This window comes from Micromonospora purpureochromogenes (assembly GCF_900091515.1).
GTDB lineage: Bacteria > Actinomycetota > Actinomycetes > Mycobacteriales > Micromonosporaceae > Micromonospora > Micromonospora purpureochromogenes.
Genome location: NZ_LT607410.1, coordinates 5,434,934 through 5,454,245 on the forward strand (window position 1 = coordinate 5,434,934; position 19,312 = coordinate 5,454,245).

Sequence of the window (19,312 nt, forward strand, 5' to 3'; positions counted from 1 at the left end):
CCTCAGCCCTGCTCGGCCCGGCGCGCGGACACCTCGTGCACCAGCGCCACCACCCGGGTCAGCACCTCGGGGTCGGTCTCCGGCAGGACGCCGTGGCCGAGGTTGAACACGTGGCCGGGGGCCGCGCGGCCCTGCTCCACGATCCGCCGGACCTCCGTCTCCACCACCGACCAGGGAGCGAGCAGCACGGTGGGGTCGAGGTTGCCCTGCACCGCCCGGTCCGGGCCGATCCGGCGGGTGGCGACGTCCAGCGGGGTACGCCAGTCCACGCCGACCACGTCGGCGCCGGCCTCGCCCATCGCGCCGAGCAGTTCGCCGGTGCCCACCCCGAAGTGGATCCGGGGCACACCGGCGTCGGCCAGCCCGGACAGCACGGTCGCCGAGTGCGGCAGCACGTAGCGGCGGTAGTCGGCCTCGGAGAGCGCGCCGGCCCAGGAGTCGAAGAGCTGCACCGCGGAGACCCCGGCGTCGATCTGCACCCGCAGGAAGGACAGGGTCACCTCGGCCAGGCGGGCGCAGAGCGCGTGCCAGAGCTCCGGCTGGCCGTACATCAGGGCCTTGGTCTTCGCGTGGGTCCGCGACGGGCCGCCCTCCACCAGGTAGCTGGCGAGGGTGAACGGGGCGCCGGCGAACCCGATCAGCGGGGTCGCGCCCAGCTCGGCCACGAGCAGCCGGACCGCCTCGTCCACGTAGGACACGTCGTCGCGGCCGATCGGGCGGATCCGCTCGACGTCCTCGGCCGTGCGCACCGATTCGGCCACCACCGGCCCGGTTCCCGCGACGATGTCCAGGTCGACCCCGGCCGCGGCGACCGGCACCACGATGTCGCTGAACAGGATCGCCGCGTCCACCCCGTGCCGGCGCACCGGCTGGAGGGTGATCTCGGCGACCAGCTCCGGGCGGCGGCAGGAGTCCAGCATCCCGACGTTGGCCCGGATCTCCCGGTACTCCGGCAGCGACCGGCCGGCCTGGCGCATGAACCAGACCGGGGTGTGCGGGACGGGCTCGCGGCGGCAGGCCCGGACGAAGGGCGAGTCGGCCGGTCCGCCGGGGCGGGTTTCTCCGTCTCGGGCGGCAGTGCCCGTGGTGTCGGTGGTCATCGCGGCAATCGTGCCACGCGCGGGGAGGACCTCAGCCGGCAGCGCCGGCTTTTGTGACCCGCGCCCACCGGGCCGTCCGGCCCTGGTGCGGACGGGCGGAACCATGCCGCCGGTCCGCCGCGCCGCGCGGCTGCGGCCCCCCACCGCGGTCCCGGCGCTCGGCGCGCCGTCCGCGCGGGCGGGCGGAGCGCGGCATAGGCTGCCGGTCATGGCCCCCCCGATCGCGCTCCCGGAGACCTTCGCCCGCGCGGTCGCCGGGCTGCGGTCGGTGACCCCTCGGGCGGAGATCGCGCTGGAGGAGGTCGGCGCTCCCCAGCGGCTCGCCCCGTACGCCTTCGCACTCTCCGCCGCCGTGCTGCGCGAGGAGGACGAGGTGGCCACCGGGCGGCTGATCCTGCTGCACGACCCGGCCGGCCACGAGGCGTGGCAGGGCACCCTGCGGCTGGTCACCTACGTCACCGCGGAGCTGGAGGTCGACCTGGCCGCCGATCCGCTGCTGCCCGGGGTGGGCTGGACCTGGCTGGTCGACGCCCTGGAGGCGCACGACGCGCGCTACGGGGCGGCCGGCGGCACCGTCACCCAGACCATGTCGACCCGGTTCGGCGAGCTGGCCGGCCCGCCCACCGCCGGCGACATCGAGATCCGCGCCTCCTGGACGCCGCTCGGCGACGACCTCGCCCCGCACCTTCAGGCGTGGTGCGCGCTGCTCGCCTCGACCGCGGGGCTGCCGCCGCCCGGGGTGACCGCGCTCTCCGAGCGCCGCTCGGCCGGCGCCGCCTGAACCCGGGCGGCGCCGTCACTGATCGCCCCCGGCGCGCCGGCCGCCGAACGTACCTGCGCGAACGGGCGCTGTTCACCCTGTTGTCCAACTGCGCCGGGACACCTGCCGGCCGCTTCGCCGACACACGCCGGACCGGCTGCACACACCGGATCGCGCGGCGCACTAGGGTTGTCAGGTGACCGACGAACCACCCCTGCGCCGTCGGGCCGCCGAAAGCCGTACGGGAGACGACCAGCCCTCGGCCGCGCCGGAGCCGGAGGACGTGGGGACCGACCAGCCCAGCGGCGGCCCCGTTCCGCTGACCGCTCCCCGCGACGGCACGCCCCAGCCGGTGGCCACCCCGAGCGAACTCGACGAGGTCGTGGCCCGCTTCGCCGCGGGCGACGGCCCGGTGGCCCTGGACGCCGAACGCGCCTCCGGCTACCGCTACAGCCAGCGCGCCTACCTGGTGCAGCTACGCCGGGAGGGCGCCGGGACGGCGTTGATCGACCCGCTGCCGCTGCCCGACCTGACCGCGCTCGACGAGGCGATCGGCGGGGCGGAGTGGGTGCTGCACGCCGCCAGCCAGGACCTGGCCTGCCTGGCCGAGGTGGGGCTGCGCCCGCGCCGGCTCTTCGACACCGAGCTGGCCGCCCGGCTGGCCAACTTCGAGCGGGTCGGCCTGGCCGCCCTCACCGAGCAGCTGCTCGGCTACACCCTCGAAAAGCACCATTCGGCGGCCGACTGGTCCAGCCGGCCGCTGCCCGAGTCGTGGCTGACGTACGCCGCCCTGGACGTCGAGATGCTGGTCGACCTGCGCGACGCCCTGGACGAGGAGCTGGCCCGGCAGGGCAAGTCGGAGTGGGCGGCGGAGGAGTTCGCCGCGCTGATCCGCAACGGCGCCCGCCCGCCCCGGGTCCGCGCCGAGCCGTGGCGGCGCACCTCGGGCATCCACCGGGTACGCGGAGCGCGCGCCCAGGCCCGGGTCCGCTCCCTGTGGTACGCCCGGGACCAGATCGCCGCTCGGCGGGACGCCGCGCCGGGTCGGGTGCTGCCGGATTCGGCGATCGTCGCCGCCGCCGAGCTGGACCCGAAGGACGAGAGGACGCTGCTGACCCTGCCCGGGTTCGGTGGCCGTTCGGTGCGCCGGCTGGCCCGCACCTGGCTGGCGGCGCTGGACGACGCCCGGCAGCTGCCGGAGGACGCGCTGCCGGTCGCCCCGGCGGTCGAGGGTCCGCCGCCACCGCACCGCTGGGCGGAGCGGGACCCGGTGGCCGCCGGCCGGCTGGCCCGCTGCCGGGAGGTGGTGGTCCGGGTGGCCGCGGAGCACAACCTGCCCGCGGAGAACCTGATCGCCCCGGACTCCGTACGCCGCCTGGCCTGGCTGCCCCCGGACGAGATCACCGAGGCCACCGTCGCCGAGACCCTGCGCGGCTACGGCGCCCGCGAGTGGCAGCTCACCCTCCTGGTCCCCGCCCTCACCGAGGCCCTCTCCACCTCCTGACCCACCGCTCCCCTTCGTTGATCATTAAGTTGTCGCCCGACACGCCGAGTGCAGGGGCGACAACTTCATGATCGACGGTGGGCGGGGCGCGGGTGCCCGGGTGTGGGGTGGGCCACATGGGGGGTGCTGTCGGGGTTGGTTACTGGCGAGTAGCATCCGGGGGAACATGCCCGTGCCGGCTAGGAGGCTCAAGTGCCCCGTGAAGTTCGGGATGTCGTCTTCGTCGACGGCGTCCGTACCCCGTTCGGCAAGGCGGGTGGCATGTACGCCAACACCCGCGCCGACGACCTGGTGATCCGCTGCATCCGTGAGCTGCTGCGCCGGAACCCGCAGCTGCCGCCGGAGCGGGTCGAGGAAGTCGCCATCGCCGCCACGACCCAGATCGGCGACCAGGGCCTGACCATCGGCCGCACCGCCGCCCTGCTGTCCGGGCTGCCCAAGACCGTGCCCGGCTTCTCCATCGACCGGATGTGCGCCGGCGCGATGACCGCCGTCACCTCCGTCGCCGGCGGCATCGCCATGGGCGCGTACGACATCGCCATCGCCGGCGGCGTCGAGCACATGGGCCGGCACCCGATGGGCGAGGGCGTCGACCCCAACCCGCGGATCATCGCGGAGAAGCTGGTCGACCCGTCCGCCCTGGTCATGGGCGCCACCGCGGAGAACCTGCACGACCGGGCCCCGCAGATCACCAAGGAGCGCACCGACGCGTTCGGGCTCGCCTCGCAGCAGAAGACCGCCAAGGCGTACGCCAACGGCAAGCTCCAGGACGACCTGGTGCCGGTCGCGATCCGCGACGCCGACGGCGGCTGGGGCCTGGCCACCACCGACGAGGCTCCCCGGGAGACCTCGCTGGAGAAGCTCGCCACCCTGAAGACCCCGTTCCGCCCGCACGGCAGGGTCACCGCGGGCAACGCGGCCGGCCTGAACGACGGCGCCACCGCCAGCCTGCTCGCCGACGAGGCCACCGCCCGCGAGCTGGGCCTGCCGGTCGCCATGCGCCTGGTGTCGTACGGCTTCGTGGGCGTCGAGCCCGAGGTGATGGGCGTCGGCCCGATCCCCTCGACGGAGAAGGCGCTGCGCATCGCCGGCCTCACCATCGACGACATCGGCCTGTTCGAGCTGAACGAGGCGTTCGCCGTCCAGGTGCTCGCCTTCCTCGACCACTTCGGCATCGCCGACGACGACCCGCGGGTCAACCCGTGGGGTGGGGCGATCGCCATCGGCCACCCGCTCGCCTCCTCGGGCGTACGGCTGATGACCCAGCTCGCCCGCCAGTTCGCCGAGCACCCCGAGGTCCGCTACGGCCTCAACGCCATGTGCATCGGCATCGGCATGGGCGGCACCGTGATCTGGGAGAACCCGCACTGGGAGGGCAACAAGTGAGCGCGCTCGCCGCACCGAACGAGGTCGTCACCAAGGCGCTGCTGCGCGCGGTACGGGTGCCGGGGCTGGACAAGCCGGCCGCCCTGATCACCCTGGACAACGGCTTCGACCACACCAAGCCGAACACCTTCGGCCCGGCCGGTCTGACCAGCCTGGACGAGGCGATCACCGCCGCGCTGGCCGCCGACCCGGCGTTCATCGCGGTCACCGGCAAGCCGTACATCTTCTGCGTCGGCGCCGACATCGTCGGCCTGCCGGCGCTGGCCGACCGCGCGCAGGCGCTGGAGATCGGCCGGCTCGGCCACCGGGTCTTCGCCCGGCTCAAGGACAGCGAGATCCCGACCTTCGCCTTCGTCAACGGCGCGGCGATGGGCGGCGGCCTGGAGCTGGCCCTGCACTGCCACTACCGGACCCTGTCCCGCGGCGCGGCGGCCCTGGCGCTGCCCGAGGTCTCGCTCGGCCTGGTGCCCGGCTGGGGCGGCACCCAGCTGCTGCCGAACCTGATCGGCATCCCGGCGGCGACCCAGGTGATCATCCAGAACCCGCTGATGCAGAACAAGATGCTCAAGCCGAAGCAGGCTGCCGAGATGGGCATCGCGGACCTGCTGCTGGAGCCGGCCGACTTCCTGGAGCGGTCCCTGGAGTGGGCCGCCGGCGTGGTCCGGGGCGAGGTCACCGTGACCCGGCCCGAGGTCGACAAGGACATGTGGGGCGGCGTGCTCTACTTCGCCCGGCAGACCCTGGACCAGCGGCTGCACGGTGCGGTCCCGGCCGCGTACAAGGCGCTGGACCTGCTGGAGACGGCGAAGGACGCCGACTTCGCCACCGGCACCGCCGCCGAGGACGAGGCGCTGGCGGACCTGGTCTTCTCCGAGGAGCTGCGCAGCGGCCTGTACGCCTTCGACCTGGTGCAGCGGCGGGCCAAGCGGCCGGCCGGCGCGCCGGACAAGGGCCTGGCCCGGCCGGTCACCAAGGTGGGCATCGTCGGCGCCGGCCTGATGGCCAGCCAGCTCGCCCTGCTCTTCGCCCGCCGCCTGCAGGTCCCGGTCGTCATGACCGACCTGGACCAGGCCCGGGTGGACAAGGGCGTCGGCTACGTGCACACCCAGATCGAGAAGGCCGTCAGCAAGGGCCGGATGGACAAGGGCACCGCCGCCAGGCTGTACGGCCTGGTCAGCGGCTCGGTCGACAAGGGCGTCTTCGCCGACGCCGACTTCGTCATCGAGGCGGTCTTCGAGGACCTGAACGTCAAGAAGCAGGTCTGGGCCGAGCTGGAGAAGATCGTCAAGCCGGAGGCGGTGCTCGCCACCAACACCTCGTCGCTGTCGATCACCGCGATGGCCGAGGAGCTGGAGCACCCCGAGCGGGTCGTCGGCTTCCACTTCTTCAACCCGGTCGCGGTGCTGCCGCTGCTGGAGATCGTCCGCGGCGAGCGGACCGACGACGCCACGCTGGCCACCGCGTTCGCGGTCGGCAAGCAGCTCCGGAAGTCCTCCGTGCTGGTCTCCGACGCCCCGGCGTTCGTGGTCAACCGGCTGCTCACCCGCTTCCTCGGCACGGTCTTCGCCGCCGTCGACGCGGGCACCCCGCTCGACGTGGCGAACAGCGCGCTGGACCCGCTGGGTCTGCCGATGCGTCCGCTCGCCCTGCTCCAGCTGGTCGGGCCGGCCGTGGCGTACCACGTGGGCGGCACCCTGCACGCCGCCTTCCCGGAGCGGTTCGGGGTCAGCGAGAACCTCAAGCGGATCGCCGACTCCGGCCAGCCGATCGTGGTGGACGACCAGATCAACGACGAGGTCGCCAAGCTGCTCGTGGTCGGCGACCAGCCGCTGACCGCCGAGCAGGTACGCCAGAACGCGCTGGACGCGCTGGCGCAGGAGATCCGGCTGATGCTCGACGAGGGGGTCGTCGCCGAGGCGCAGGACATCGACCTGTGCATGATCCTCGGCGCCGGCTGGCCGTTCCACCTGGGCGGCGTCACGCCGTACCTGGACCGGACCGGCACCTCCGAGCAGGTCACCGGCAAGCGGTTCCTGCCGCGCGGGGTCGCCAGCCTGCGCGGCTGATCCCTCCCGCTGCACCACGATCGCGGTGGTCGGCACGCCCGTCACAGGGCGTCGCCGGCCACCGCGATCGCGTCTGCGGCACCGGTGCGGGCCCGCCCCGCGGCACTTGCCCGGCCCGGTCAGACTCGGACGGGGCAGCGCGGCCGGTCCACGGCTCGCTAACATCACGCGTTCTCACCCTCGCCTGGAGCTGATGCATGTCCACACCGCCGGTCGACCCCTGGTCCACGCAGCCGGAGCCCGGCTCGTACCCGCCTCCGCACCAGCCGCCGCCCCCGGGCACCGGGCCGACCCAGGCCTGGCCGCACGTGCCGCAGCAGGGCGGTCACCCCGATCCCACCCAGCCGTACGGCCCGCCGGCCGACCCGCAGCCCACCCAGCAGTACCCCGCGTACCAGTCGGGGCAGGCGGGGGTCCACCCGCCGGCGCAGCCGGGCGGGTACCCGGGCGTGCAGCCGGACGGCTTCGCCGGCGCCCCGGCGTACGGCCTGCCGCCGGCGCCGCCGCCGGCGAAGAAGTCCCGGCTCGGCCTGATCCTGTCGCTGGTCCTCGCCGGCCTGCTGGTGCTCTGCGCCGGTGGGGGCGGCCTGGCCTACGTCGCGCTCTCCGACGACGACCCGGACCCGAAGGCCAGCTCCAGCCCCGGCGTCTCCGGCGCCGCCCCGACCACGGCGGCCCCCGAGCCGAGCCCGTCGGAGGAGGAGGCCGAGCCGGCCCCGGACATCCGGCTGGTCACGCCGAAGACGCTGGGCGGCCGGCCGAAGAACACCGAGCCGCAGCTGCGCCGGATCGCCGACCAGATGGTCCGGGACATGAAGTCCGGGGTACGCAACGAGACCGGCGCGGTCGGCGCCTTCTACGGCAGCGCCGGCAAGCGCAACCTGGTGATGGTGGCCGGTGCCTCCGGCCCGGTGCTCTTCCCCGAGAAGGAGCTGGACGACGCCGTCGCCGGGCTGTCCTCGTCGCTGGCGGTCAAGAAGATGTCGACGGTCAACCCCGGCCCGCTCGGGGGCGTGGCCAAGTGCGGCGCCGGCAAGAGCTCCGGCATCGCGCTCGGGGTGTGCACCTGGGCCGACGAGGGCAGCGTCGGCCTGATCGTGATGTTCTTCTCTTCGGCGGCCAAGGCCAAGGCCGAGTTCGCCGCCATCCGGGGTCAGGTCGAGAAGCGCTCCTGAGGCGGAAAACGCAGGTCGCGGTGGTCGGACGCCCGTTCGGGCGGCACCGGCCACCGCGACCGTCGACCTCGGACCGACCCGTCGTGCCCGGTGCGGACGGGACAGCGGGTGTCGGGTGCGCTGGCTAATATCACCCGTCCTCACCTGACGATCTGGAGCTGACCTCATGTCGCAGCCGCCGTCCGATCCCTATTATTCGCAGCCGGGAAGCGGCGCGCCCTACGGCTCGTACCCGCCGCCGCAGCAGCCGGGCGGTTACCCGGCACCGCAGCAGCCCGGCGGTTACCCGGCACCGCAGCAGCCCGGCGGTTACCCGGCACCGCAGCAGCCCGGCGGCTATCCCCCGCCGCAGCAGCAGTCCGGGGGCTACCCGCCGCCGCAGCAGCCGGGCGCCTTCCCGGGCCAGGGCGGCCAGCCGTACGGCGACCCGAGCCTGCCGCCGGCCAAGAAGAAGTCCAACGTCGGCAAGATCGTGCTGATCTCGCTCGCCGTGGTGCTGGTGCTCTGCCTGGGCGGCGCCGCGATCGCGTTCTTCGCGGTCAAGGACGAGGTCAAGGAGACCGTCGACGCCACCAAGACCCGGGTGGTCGCCCCGGCGACGCTCGCCGGTCGGGCCAAGTCGACCGACCCGGCCCTGCTCAACGGCGCCAAGCAGCTCGAGACGGAGCTGAAGAAGTCCCTGCCGGACGCCACCAGCACGGTCGGCGGGTTCTACGGCTCGGCGGCCAAGAAGAACCTGGTGATGATCGCCGCCGCCTCCGGCCTGAACACCAACCCGACCAAGACGCTGGACGACACCATCAAGGGCGCGGGCCAGAGCGACGTGCAGCTCGGCGAGATGAAGAAGGTCGACGCCGGGCCGCTGGGCGGGGAGGCCAAGTGCGGCGACGCCGAGGCCGCCAACGTGCCGCTCGGTGTCTGCGTGTGGAGCGACAAGGGCAGCCTGGGCATGATCATCGTCTACTTCAAGTCGGGTGACGAGGCCGCCGCCGAACTGCCCACCATGCGCGGGCAGATCGAGCAGAAGTCCTGACCCGTACGACCTGAGGAAGGCCCCGTCCACCGAGGTGGACGGGGCCTTCGTCGGCTCAGCCGGCCGTGGCGGCCCGCTCGGCGGCGCTGCGCAGCACGCAGAACTCGTTACCTTCCGGGTCGGCCAGCACCATCCAGCCGGAGCCGTCCGGCCGGCGCTGGTCGGCGACCTGGACCGCGCCGATGCCGAGCAGGCGCTGCACCTCCTCGTCCCGGGTCCGGTCGGTGGGCTCGAGGTCGAGGTGCAGGCGGTTCTTCACCACCTTCTCGTCCGGCACGGCCAGGAAGAGCACCTCCGGCCCGCCCGGCGGCAGCAGCATCGCCTCCAGGTCGCCGGGGAAGTCGTCCGGCTGGCGGGGGCACTCGAAGACCTGGGCCCAGAATCCGGCCAGGGCGTACGTGTCGCGGCAGTCGATGCCGATGTTGTGGATCCGTGCACTCACGGTGTTCCTCCGCGTTGGCTGGACGCGCCCCGGGTGCGTGGGATGTCAGCGGTGAACGGGGTGGGGCGCGGCATTGATCGTGATGGACATCGCGCACCCCCTTCCGCCCGTCGGGCCGACGCGACGATCTTGTCATCCCGGTCGGGGGCTGACAACCCCGGTCAGCCCAGCAGCGCGCCGATCAGTGCCAGCGTCCCCATCGCGCACGCGGTGGTCACCACCACCGTCTCCCGGGCCACCACCTCGGCCCGCCCGTACTCGCGGGCGAAGATGTAGGTGTTCTGGGCGGTGGGCAGCGCGGCGCAGACCACCAGCGCCAGCAGATCCGTGCCGGTGACCCCGACGAGCCGCCCGACCGACCAGGCGATCACCGGTTGGACCAGCAGCTTCAGGCCGGACAGCAGGGCCACCTCCATTTTCCCGCCGCCCCCGCGGGTCGCCGGGACGCCCGCGGTGAACTCGCCGTCGGTGAGGCCTGGCGCGCCGTCGACCGCCGGCACCGCACGGACTGCCACGCTGGTGGCGGCGGCACCGCCGGCGGCCGGGGGGCCGGCCGCGTGCGGTCCGGTGCCGACGGGCGGTCCGGCGTGGGGAACCGGCCGGTCGCCGGTGGGCGGCGCGGCGGCGCGCGAGCCGGCGGTGAGCGAGAGGCCGAGTGTGACCAGCGCGGTCGGCACGGCCGCGGCGCCGAGCAGGGCGAGCGGAGCGCCGATCAGGTCCGGCGGCCGCCAGTGCAGGGCCGCGCAGAGCGCGCCGAGGGCCGGCCCCGCGATCACCGGGTTGCGCAGCGGCAGGGTCAGCAGCCGCCCGGGCCGCCACGCCCGCCCGGCGGACCGGTCCAGCAGGACCAGCACCGCCGGGGTGACCACCAGCACCTGGAAGAGCAGCACCCCGGTGAGGAAGGTGGCGTCGCCCAGCACCTGCAGCGCCACCGGGATGCCCAGGTTCGCCGAGTTGACGTAGCCGGCCGCCATCGCCCCGATCGTCGCCGCGCCGCCCCCACGGCGGCGAGCCACCGCGCAGAGGACGAACGCCAGCGCCATGGTGGCGGCGGTGCTCGCCGCGAAGGCGCCGAGTGCGGGCAGGCGCACGTCCAGCCGGGTGCGGGACAGCGCGGTGAACAGCGCGGCGGGCATCGCCAGGTGGAAGACGAAGCCGCCGAGCACCCGCTCGGCCTCACCGCCCAGCAGCCGGCGTCGTCCGGTCACCCAGCCGAGCCCGGTGAGCACCCAGATGGGTACGAAGGCGGCGAGCACCTGGGCAGCGTACGGACGCCCGGCCGGGCGGGCGTCACCGCCTCCGGTGCGGCTCCGACCGGCCGGCCGGCGCGGCACCGCCGGAGCGGGCCGGGGTCGTGGGGCACTCGACGTCGGCGGCCGGCAGCGCGACGGTCACCTCCAGGCCGCCACCGGAGCGGGCGAGTACCGTCACGGTGCCGCCGTGCGCGTCGCAGACCGCCCGGACGATGGAGAGCCCCAGCCCGGAGCCGCGCGCCCCGGTCCGTTCCCGCCCGCCCCGCCGGAACGGCTCGAACAACCCCGGCACGTCGGCCTGGTCCACCTCGAACCCGGTGTTCCCCACCACCAGCCGGGACGTCCGCCCGTCGGTGTCGGTACGCACCCAGAGCCGCCCGTGCAGGTGGTTGTAGCGGACCGCGTTCTCGATCAGGTTGCCGGCCAGCCGGTCCAGCAGCCCGGGATCGCCGACCACCGGGGCCGGCCGGAGCGAGGTCTGCACGCGCAGCCCGATCCGCTCCACCTCCCGGGCCATCGCGGACAGCGCGTTGCCGGTGCCGGTGGCCAGGTCGCACTCGGTACGCCGAGCCAGCCGGCGGCCGGTCTGCGCCTCGCTGCGGGCCAGCACCAGCAGCGCGTCCACCAGCCCGTTGGCCCGCTCCGAGGCGTCGCGCACCACGGTGGCCATCCGGCGGTACTCGGCGATGTCGGCCTCGTCGTCGCTGAGCGTCACGTCGATCTCGGTACGCATCACGGCCAGCGGCGTGCGCAGCTCGTGCGAGGCGTTGGCCACGAAGCGTTTCTGCGACTCGAACGCGGCGGCGATCCGGTCGAGCATCGCGTCGAAGGTGCGCGCCAGCTCGGCCACCTCGTCGTCCGCCCCGGACCAGCCGATCCGCTGGTCGAGGGTGGCCTCGCCGAGCCGCTGCGCGGTGGCGGTGACCTGGTGCAACGGGCGCAGCGCGCGGCCGGCCACCAGGTACGCCCCGGCCACCCCGACCACGCTGATCGCCAGCAGCGCGACGAGCCCCTTCAGCAGCAGCTCCTGCGAGGCGGCGTCGACCAGCTGGCGCTGCCAGTCGGCGGCGTCCAGCGACCGGCCGTCGGCCAGCAGCACGGTGGTGCCCGGCCGCAGCTCGTCGCTCGGGCGCAGCGCGTCGCGGACCAGCAGCCAGGCCAGCACCACCAGGACCGCCCCGGCGCCGACCAGCAGCACCCCGTTGAGCAGGGTCAGCCGCAACCGCAGGGTCGGACGCAGCCGCCGGGTCACGCGCTCACCTCGGCCGTGCGGTAGCCGGCGCCGACGACCGTCTCGATCAGTGGCGGGTCGCCGAGCTTCTTGCGCAGGGTCATCACGGTGACCCGGACGATGGTGGTGAACGGGTCGGTGTTGGCGTCCCAGACCCGTTCCAGCAGCTCCTCGCTGGAGACCACCGCGCCGCGCGCCTTGACCAGCTCGCAGAGCACGCCGAACTCCTTGTTGGTCAGGTCGACCGGCGCCCCGCCCCGGGTGACCACCCGGCGGGCCGGATCGATCACCACGTCGCCGACCTCCAGCACCGGCGGGGCGGCCGGGGTGGCCCGCCGGCCGAGCGCCTGCACCCGGGCGACCAGTTCGTCGAAGGCGAACGGCTTGGGCAGGTAGTCGTCGGCGCCGAGGCCGAGCCCCTCCACCCGGTCGGCGACGCTGTCGCTGGCGGTCAGCATCAGCACCCGGGTCAGGGTGCCGGAGGCGGCCAGGTCGGCGCAGATCTGGTCGCCGTGCACGCCGGGCAGGTCCCGGTCGAGGACCACCACGTCGTACCGGGTGACGAAGGCGGCCTCGTGGCCGGTGTCGCCGTCGTACGCCACGTCGACCGCCATGCCGCGCTTGCGCAGCCCGCGCGCGATCGCGTCGGCGAGATTCCGCTCGTCCTCGACCACCAGCACCCGCATCCCGACCTCCTCGCCGACCTGCCCGACAACCTAGTGCCGGCCGCCAAACCGGCGTCACCGCCCGCCCGGGTCGTTGCAAGAAACCTCCGGGGTACGGGATGCTTCTGGCGCTGACCTACAGAAGGACGGGCCGTGACCGCGACAGCGACCGGGCGGGACCTCGCCTACCGGGGCTTCCGCCTCGCCGTCGACGCCCGCCTCGGCACCGGCGTCGGCGTCGGGTCGCACGCCGGCGGGCTGGAGCTGACCGACCCGGTCGACCGGCGCACGCACGACGGCGCGACGTACGAGGTGGGGACCTGGACCTCTCCCCCGGTGCCGGCCGGCTTCGCCGTCGCGGAGGTGGTGCCGTCCTGGACGGCCCGGACGCCGCCGGGCTGCTGGGTCGAGGTGCAGCTGCGCGGCTGGCACGCCGACGCGCCGACCACCGGCTGGTACACGCTGGCCCGCTGGGCGGAGGGCGAGGAACCGGTACGCCGCACCTCGGCGCCGGGGCAGCGGGACCCCGACGCCCGGGTGGAGACCGACACGCTGGTGGTCGGCGAGGCCACGGTGACCGGCTGGCAGGTCCGGGTGACCCTGCTGCGCCCGGTGGGCGCGACGACCGGACCGGTGCTGCGCACGGTCGGCGCGGTCGCCTCCGGCCCGACGACCGACCCCGCCGACCAGCCCGCGGTGGCTGTGTCGGGCGCGCGGGGCGTCGTGCTGGCCGTGCCCCGCTACTCGCAGCGCCGGCACGCCGGGGGCGAGTCGCGCTGGGGCGGTGGCGGGGACTCCTGGTGCAGCCCCACCTGCATGTCGATGGTGCTGGCCTTCTGGGGCGCCGGGCCGCCGCCCGCGCGGTACGCCTGGGTCGAGCCGCCCGGCCCCCGCCCGGTCGTGGTGCACGCCGCCCGGCACTGCTACGACCACGCGTACGCCGGGGCCGGCAACTGGGCGTTCAACACCGCGTACGCCGGGCTGCACGAGGTGGAGGCGTTCGTCACCCGGCTGCGCTCGCTGGCCGAGGCGGAGGCGTTCGTGGCCGCCGGCGTGCCGCTGGTGGTCTCCGCGGCCTTCCGCGCCGGCCAGGTGCCCGGGCTGAACTACGACACCCGGGGGCACCTGATGGTGCTGGTCGGCTTCACCGAGGCCGGCGACCCGGTGCTCAACGACCCGTACGCCCCGGACGACGAGTCGGTGCGCCGGATCGTGGACCGGGCGCGCTTCGAGGCGGCCTGGCAGGACGGCAGCGGCGGGGCGACGTACGTGGTGCACCCGGCGTCGGTGCCGCTGCCCGCGCCGCCCGCCCAGCCGAACTGGTGATCATAGGGGCGGTCGGACCGGTTCGACGCCACGGCCCACCTCGCCCAGGTCGATGACGGTCATCGGTCCAGCCGCCAGATGCCGAAGCCACCGCCGCTGCGGCGACACAGCAGCAGTCGCGCGTCGGCCTGGCAGTCGCCGGTCACCCCGGCGAGCACGTCGAGGACCCGGGTCCGGCCGCCGGCGACGTCCAGTTCGGCGACGAACAGCCGGTCGCCGTCGGCGGGCCGTACCCCGATCGGCCGGTCCTCGGCCGGATACCGGCCGGACACCTGCCAGGTGCCCAGGTCGGCAACGGTCCGCCCGGTGGCCGTGTCGAGGACCGCGAAGGAGTCCTGCGCGCCGCTGCCCGGGCCCCGGACCAGCATCCGGCCCTCCCGCTCGATGAGCGTCTCGTGCCAGCGGGTGGCACGCCACCGGACGTTGCCGGTGGTCCGGTCCAGCGCCCACATCCCGCCGGTCTGCCCGTACGCGCAGAGCAGCGGCCCGCAGGCGGCGAAGTAGGCGACCAGTCCCAGCCGGATCTCCCAGCGCCGGTCCAGCTCGTCCAGGCCGTACGCCGTCACCAGGGCGGCGCTGTCCCGGAGCACCAGCAGCAGCTCGTCGACCGACTGGCTCCGCTGGTAGACGGGGAGTTCGCCGGGGTGGATGTCAGCGCTGCGCAGCCGCGCCCCGGTGCGGGCGTCCCAGACCTCGACCTGCCCGGACGACGGGCTGGCCACGATCCGGTCGACGCCGTCGGGCCGGACCCGGTAGGTGGTGGCCTCCGCCGGGGTCGCCACCGACCAGCCGACCCGCCCGGTGGCCGGGTCGACGGAGCTGACCCGCCCCGGCTCCGCACTCCCGTTCTCCAGCGCCAGCAGCGCGTCCCCGGCCGGTGCGAGGTGGCCCGGCCGCTCCCACCGGAGCCGCCCGGTGTCCAGGTCGAACGCGAAGGCGCGGCGCGGCCCGTCCAACGAGCCGCCGGTGACCAGCACCACGTCCCGATGGACGAAGACCGCACCGTCGGTGCCGGCGGCCGGCAGCGGCGTACGCCACAGCGGCGCGAGTGGACCGTCGCCCGCCGCCGGCACGGCGTACGCGGTCAACTGCCCGCCCCGGCCGGCGGGCGCGTCCGCCGGCTCCAGCAGGAACAGCCGGTCGTCCTGCAGGAAGGCGGTCGTGCTGGACCGGGCCGGGACGGTGAAGCTGGTCGCCGCCGCCACCGGGGCCGCTGCGGCCAGCGAGACCAGGGTGAGCACGAGGGTCGCCGCCACCCGCGCCGGCCGCCCGACCGTGCGCGGCGGACGTCGCGGCGGTTCCGGCGCCGACTCCTCGCGGACGTCACCCAGATCGATGAGCGCCACGCCCGACCTCCCCCGACCGCCGGCTGCCGGCCGCAGCGCACCCTGCGGGACGCCCCACCGGCCCGGCGGGTGCGGCGGGTCACCGCCTGTACGATGGCCCGTCGTGGCTGTGCCGGTGGTAGATCCCTCGTTGAACCAGACGTCCGCGCCCGAGGCGGTCGAGCCCGTCGCGGCCGATCCGGCACGGCGGCCCCGTCGACGCCCGAGCCGGGCCGACATGCTGGCCATCGGAGCCTATGTGCTGCTCGGCGTTCTCGTGTGCCTGAACTACTGGGTGGACGTGCAGCACCGGGTCTCGTCGCACCTGCCGACCGACCACAGCTGGTTCGAGTGGCTCTTCCAACACGGCGCGTACTCGGTGCGCCACCTGGAGAACCCGCTGTTCAGCGCCCGGCAGAACGCCCCGGACGGGGTGAACATGATGGCCAACACCTCGCTGCTGGGCATGACCCTGCCGCTGGCGCCGGTCACCCTCCTCTTCGGTCCGCAGGTGACGTACGCGCTCTACCTGGGCGGCGCGCTCGCCGCGACCGCGGGCACCTCGTACTGGATGCTGTCGCGCCACCTGGTGCGCTCGCGGGCGGCGGCCTTCGTCGGCGGCGCCTTCCTGGGCTTCGCGCCGGGCATCGTGCACCACGCCAACGGGCAGCCGAACTTCGTCTCCAACTTCCTGCTGCCGGTGATCGTGGCCCGGGTACTGCGGCTTGGCGAGCCGGGCCGGTGGCGGCGCGACGGGGTCGTGCTGGGGCTGCTGGTGGCGTACCAGATCTTCATCAACGAGGAGATGCTGCTGCTCACCGCGCTGGCCTGCCTGGTGGCGGTGCTGGCGTACGTGGTGCAGCGGCCCCGCGCGGCGCGGGCCCGGGCGGTCGGCTTCCTGGCCTCGCTCGGCCTCGGCGGCGGGCTGGCCCTGCTGCTGGCCGCCTACCCGATCTGGTACCAGTTCAACGGCCCGCAGTCGTACCGAGGGTTGCAGGGTGGGATCTTCCACAACTGGGGCGAGGACCTGATGGCCTTCGTCACCTTCGCCCGGGACACCGTGGCCGGTGACGAGGCGGTGGAGACGACCATCGGCCTGACCGAGCAGAACACCTGGTTCGGCTGGCCGCTGGTGCTGGTGGCGCTGGTCGCCCTGGTGCTGCTCTGGCGTCGTTCGCTGCCGGCCCGGGTCGCCGGGGTGCTGGTGCTGGTCTTCACCGTCGCCGCGATCGGTCCGAAGGTGCGCTTCGACGGCGTGGAGACGACGGTCGACGGCCCGTGGGCGTACATCCCGGACGACCTGCCGCTGGTGGAGATGATGATGCCGACCCGGCTGGCCCTGGTGGTGGCCGCGGCGGTCGGCGTCCTGCTCGCGCTCGCCTGGGACGCGGCGGCGGGTTACGGCCGCTCCCGGATCCCCGCGCCCCGCGCGGCGGCCGACGACGCCGGCACGCGGGCGGCGACCGCCAGGCGGGCCCGGCGGCGCTGGGTCCGGCCGGTCGGGTACGCGGCGATCACGCTCGCCGTGCTGCCGCTGTTCCCGCGCCCGCTGCCGGCGCAGCCGGTCGACCCGCCGCCGCACTTCATCACCGCCGGCGGCTGGCGCCCGTACGTCCCGGCGGGTCGGACCCTGGTGCCGGTGCCGATCCCGAGCAACGTGCACGGCCTGCCCACGCTGCGCTGGAGCGCCCTGACCGGGCACGAGTTCCCGGTGCCGGGCGGCTACTTCATCGGGCCCAACCTCGACGGTGAGGGGGTCTTCGGCGCGCCGAACCGGCCCACCAGCACCCTGATCTACTCCAGCATGGACACCGGCACCGTGCCGGCGCTGACCGAGGAGAACCGCCGCCAGGCGGTCGAGGACCTGCGCTACTGGAAGGCCTCGGTGGTGGTGCTCGGCGCACACCCGCGCGAGACGGTGCTGCGCGAGCTGATGACCGGCCTGATCGGGCCGGCGCAGCGGGTCGACGACGTGTGGCTCTGGGACGTGCGCCCGCTGGTCGGCTGACCGCCCACCCGGTCCGCTCGGGGCGGGGAGGTCAGGCGGTACGGGCGGTCAGCGGCCGGACGTCCCAGACCCAGACGTCCAGCTCCCGCTTCGCCGGGCCGACCAGCTGCTCGACGGTGCGCCGCAGCGGCTCGGCGTGCTGCTGGCGTACCGGCAGCACCAGGACCGCCGCATTCCAGTGCCGCAGCTCGTCGAGGCAGCGGCGGCGCTGCCGGTCGTTCAGCTTGGTCGTACGCCCGGTGGTGGCGACCTCGTCGAGCAGCTCGCCGATGCCGCTGGGCCGGCCGCCGAAGCGACCCGGGTCGCCGGTGTTGCCGTTGCGCGGGGCGAGGAAGTAGCCGCCGGGAATCTTGAAGTCGAGGTTGGTGTCGGCCGCCCACCGCATCGCGTGCGTGTTGCCCATGCTCGGCACGGGCACCGGCACCAGCGTCTGGTCCGGGCCGACGTAATGCCGCCAGCGGTCGGCGGTGATGAAGGTCGGCACGGGCGGGCGGGAGGTCACCTTCAACGGCATCGGCACGATCGGCAGCAGCGCGAGCACCAGGGCGCCGACGGTGACGGTCTTGGCGTGCCGCCACTCGATGCCGCGCAGCGTCCACGCCCGCTGCACGGCCAGCGCCAGCAGCATGCCGATCACCACGCTGGTGATCAGGGCGAACCGGGTCGGCACCACCGCGTCGAGCAGCGGCAGTCGGACCAGCAGGTCCCACGGGCCGGTGAAGAGGTCCCGGTCCCACCAGGACACCCGCTCGCCGAGCGAGAGCACGGCGAAGAAGAACCCGGTCGCGGCGAGCGCCCGGACCAGCACCTCGCGGCGCAGCCAGATCACGATGCCGACGGCGAGCAGCGACAGGCTCCAGCCGAAGAAGGCGTTCTCCTCGGAGTAGTTCGGGGCCAGGTTGACGTTCGCCCGCTCGTTGCCGCCGAAGGTCGGCGAGCCGGGGGCGAAGAAGGCGGCGATGTCGTTGCCGTAGTCGCGGACGGCGTCGCTGAGCCCGTGGTACGCCATCGGCCCGGCGAACTGGATATAAAGCGGGTACGCCAGCAGCGCCCCGGCCAGCACCGCGCACACCGGCAGCCCCTTGGCCAGCGGGCGCAAGGCCACCGACCACAGCGCCGGGCGCTGCACCACCATCGCGGTCAGGAAGACGCCGCAGGCCAGCGCGGTGAAGAGCAGGATCTCCTCGTTGATGAACGCCTGCGCGGTGACCAGCAGCGCCAGCAGCGCGCCGTCGCGCACCGGCCGGGTGGAGCGGGTCAGCACCATCACCCGCCAGACGATGAACGGCAGCAGGAACTGCGAGATGATGTTCGGGTGCCAGTTGGCGTGCGACAGCATCGCCGGTGAGAACCCGCAGAACCAGGCGCCCACGGCGGCGGCCAGCCGCCGCCGGACCAGGTGCCGGGAGAACACGTGGTACCAGGCGGCGGCGGTGCCGGCGAGGCCCAGGGTGACCAGCACCACGAAGGACACGGCCGGTCCGAAGAGCAGGGTGACCGGCACCATCGGGATGCCCAGCGCCAGCACGGCCGTGTTGGCCATCAGGTTGACGCCGTCGGGGTAGTTGAGCTGGTCGGTGAAGAACGGGAACTCGCCGTGCAGCACCACGCGTACCGAGTGGGCGAGGAAGAACTGCACCTGGGCGGGGTCGCCGCTGTAGAGCGAGGCGACCCGGCCGGCCGGGTCGACCCAGAGCTGGCTGGTCACCCAGAGCGCGACGAGCAGGAAGATCCCGTAGACGGCGAGGTCCTTGCGTCGGGCCGTCCAGCGCCAGCGCCGCGCGGGCGCCGCCACACCGTCGCCGTCCGCCGTCGCCGGCAGCTTCCCGGGTACGCCCCGCGCCGGCGCGTCGACGGTCGGCGCCGTCGGGACGGGCGGGTCTACGGTCGGCACCGTCGGGGCGGGCGCGTCCACGGTCGGTGCCGTCAGGGCGGGCGCGTCCACGACCGGTGCGGCCACGACCGGTGCGGCCACGGTCGGCGCCCGGCCGGCCGGCGCTTCCACGGCCGGCGCGGTGGCAGCGGGTGCCTTCGCCAC

At 74.5% G+C, this 19,312-nt stretch carries 15 protein-coding genes; 8 read left to right on the forward strand and 7 right to left on the reverse strand.

Going from position 1 to position 19,312, the window contains the following annotated elements; translation table 11 throughout:
- Positions 1-2: 2 nt before the first annotated feature.
- Positions 3-1,100, reverse strand: a complete 1,098-nt coding sequence (gene hemE, locus GA0074696_RS24765; RefSeq protein WP_088963306.1) for a uroporphyrinogen decarboxylase — start codon at positions 1,098-1,100, stop codon at positions 3-5.
- Positions 1,101-1,308: 208 nt separating this feature from the next.
- Here hemE and GA0074696_RS24770 point away from each other — a divergent pair, with 208 nt between their 5' ends.
- The 6 genes from GA0074696_RS24770 (at position 1,309) to GA0074696_RS24795 (ending at position 9,024) form a co-directional block, all read left to right on the forward strand.
- Positions 1,309-1,881 carry a DUF3000 domain-containing protein gene (locus GA0074696_RS24770; protein WP_088964790.1) on the forward strand — a complete coding sequence of 191 codons (573 nt, stop codon included), beginning with the start codon at positions 1,309-1,311 and terminating at the stop codon, positions 1,879-1,881.
- A gap of 175 nt (positions 1,882-2,056) precedes the next feature.
- Positions 2,057-3,364, forward strand: a complete 1,308-nt coding sequence (locus tag GA0074696_RS24775) for a ribonuclease D (RefSeq protein ID WP_088963307.1) — start codon at positions 2,057-2,059, stop codon at positions 3,362-3,364.
- 192 nt (positions 3,365-3,556) lie between these two features.
- Positions 3,557-4,750, forward strand: coding sequence for a thiolase family protein (locus GA0074696_RS24780; RefSeq protein ID WP_088963308.1), 1,194 nt, complete (start codon positions 3,557-3,559; stop codon positions 4,748-4,750).
- Positions 4,747-6,816: a 3-hydroxyacyl-CoA dehydrogenase NAD-binding domain-containing protein gene (locus GA0074696_RS24785; protein WP_088963309.1), complete on the forward strand. Its 2,070-nt coding sequence runs from the start codon at positions 4,747-4,749 to the stop codon at positions 6,814-6,816. The genes GA0074696_RS24780 and GA0074696_RS24785 overlap by 4 nt, the downstream gene beginning before the upstream one ends.
- Before the next feature lie 197 nt (positions 6,817-7,013).
- Positions 7,014-7,991 (forward strand): hypothetical protein, encoded by a 978-nt coding sequence (locus GA0074696_RS24790; RefSeq protein WP_088963310.1) that lies wholly within the window; start codon positions 7,014-7,016, stop codon positions 7,989-7,991.
- 166 nt (positions 7,992-8,157) lie between these two features.
- Positions 8,158-9,024, forward strand: coding sequence for a flagellar basal body-associated FliL family protein (locus GA0074696_RS24795; protein ID WP_088963311.1), 867 nt, complete (start codon positions 8,158-8,160; stop codon positions 9,022-9,024).
- 55 nt (positions 9,025-9,079) lie between these two features.
- On the opposite strand, the gene GA0074696_RS24800 is transcribed toward GA0074696_RS24795, so the two are convergent.
- The 4 genes from GA0074696_RS24800 to GA0074696_RS24815 all read right to left on the reverse strand — a co-directional run bounded on the left by GA0074696_RS24800 (position 9,080) and on the right by GA0074696_RS24815 (position 12,636).
- Positions 9,080-9,466, reverse strand: coding sequence for a VOC family protein (locus tag GA0074696_RS24800; protein ID WP_088963312.1), 387 nt, complete (start codon positions 9,464-9,466; stop codon positions 9,080-9,082).
- Positions 9,467-9,627: 161 nt separating this feature from the next.
- Positions 9,628-10,722 (reverse strand): AEC family transporter, encoded by a 1,095-nt coding sequence (locus GA0074696_RS24805; protein WP_172894421.1) that lies wholly within the window; start codon positions 10,720-10,722, stop codon positions 9,628-9,630.
- Between the two features lie 34 nt (positions 10,723-10,756).
- Positions 10,757-11,971, reverse strand: coding sequence for a sensor histidine kinase (locus GA0074696_RS24810; protein WP_231925147.1), 1,215 nt, complete (start codon positions 11,969-11,971; stop codon positions 10,757-10,759).
- Positions 11,968-12,636 carry a response regulator transcription factor gene (locus GA0074696_RS24815; RefSeq protein ID WP_088963314.1) on the reverse strand — a complete coding sequence of 223 codons (669 nt, stop codon included), beginning with the start codon at positions 12,634-12,636 and terminating at the stop codon, positions 11,968-11,970. The genes GA0074696_RS24810 and GA0074696_RS24815 overlap by 4 nt, the downstream gene beginning before the upstream one ends.
- 132 nt (positions 12,637-12,768) lie before the next feature.
- On the opposite strand from GA0074696_RS24815, the gene GA0074696_RS24820 reads away from it, so the two are divergent.
- Positions 12,769-13,941: a peptidase C39 family protein gene (locus tag GA0074696_RS24820; RefSeq protein WP_088963315.1), complete on the forward strand. Its 1,173-nt coding sequence runs from the start codon at positions 12,769-12,771 to the stop codon at positions 13,939-13,941.
- Between the two features lie 59 nt (positions 13,942-14,000).
- Here GA0074696_RS24820 and GA0074696_RS24825 read toward each other — a convergent pair whose 3' ends face one another.
- Positions 14,001-15,287 carry an outer membrane protein assembly factor BamB family protein gene (locus tag GA0074696_RS24825; protein WP_172894423.1) on the reverse strand — a complete coding sequence of 429 codons (1,287 nt, stop codon included), beginning with the start codon at positions 15,285-15,287 and terminating at the stop codon, positions 14,001-14,003.
- Between the two features lie 115 nt (positions 15,288-15,402).
- Between GA0074696_RS24825 and GA0074696_RS24830 the strand changes: the two genes are divergently transcribed.
- Positions 15,403-17,274 carry a hypothetical protein gene (locus tag GA0074696_RS24830; protein ID WP_172894730.1) on the forward strand — a complete coding sequence of 624 codons (1,872 nt, stop codon included), beginning with the start codon at positions 15,403-15,405 and terminating at the stop codon, positions 17,272-17,274.
- A 31-nt stretch (positions 17,275-17,305) separates the two neighbouring features.
- Here GA0074696_RS24830 and GA0074696_RS24835 read toward each other — a convergent pair whose 3' ends face one another.
- On the reverse strand, positions 17,306-19,096 hold the full coding sequence (locus GA0074696_RS24835) for a glycosyltransferase family protein (protein WP_088964793.1): 1,791 nt from the start codon (positions 19,094-19,096) through the stop codon (positions 17,306-17,308).
- Between the last annotated feature and the right edge of the window lie 216 nt (positions 19,097-19,312).

Excerpts from the sequence above, each read along its gene's own strand:
- GA0074696_RS24795 (WP_088963311.1), top strand. The coding sequence starts at position 8,158 with ATGTCGCAGCCGCCGTCCGATCCCTATTATTCGCAGCCGGGAAGCGGC.
- GA0074696_RS24790 (WP_088963310.1), top strand. The coding sequence starts at position 7,014 with ATGTCCACACCGCCGGTCGACCCCTGGTCCACGCAGCCGGAGCCCGGC.
- GA0074696_RS24770 (WP_088964790.1), top strand. The coding sequence starts at position 1,309 with ATGGCCCCCCCGATCGCGCTCCCGGAGACCTTCGCCCGCGCGGTCGCC.
- hemE (WP_088963306.1), bottom strand. The coding sequence starts at position 1,100 with ATGACCACCGACACCACGGGCACTGCCGCCCGAGACGGAGAAACCCGC.
- GA0074696_RS24815 (WP_088963314.1), bottom strand. The coding sequence starts at position 12,636 with ATGCGGGTGCTGGTGGTCGAGGACGAGCGGAATCTCGCCGACGCGATC.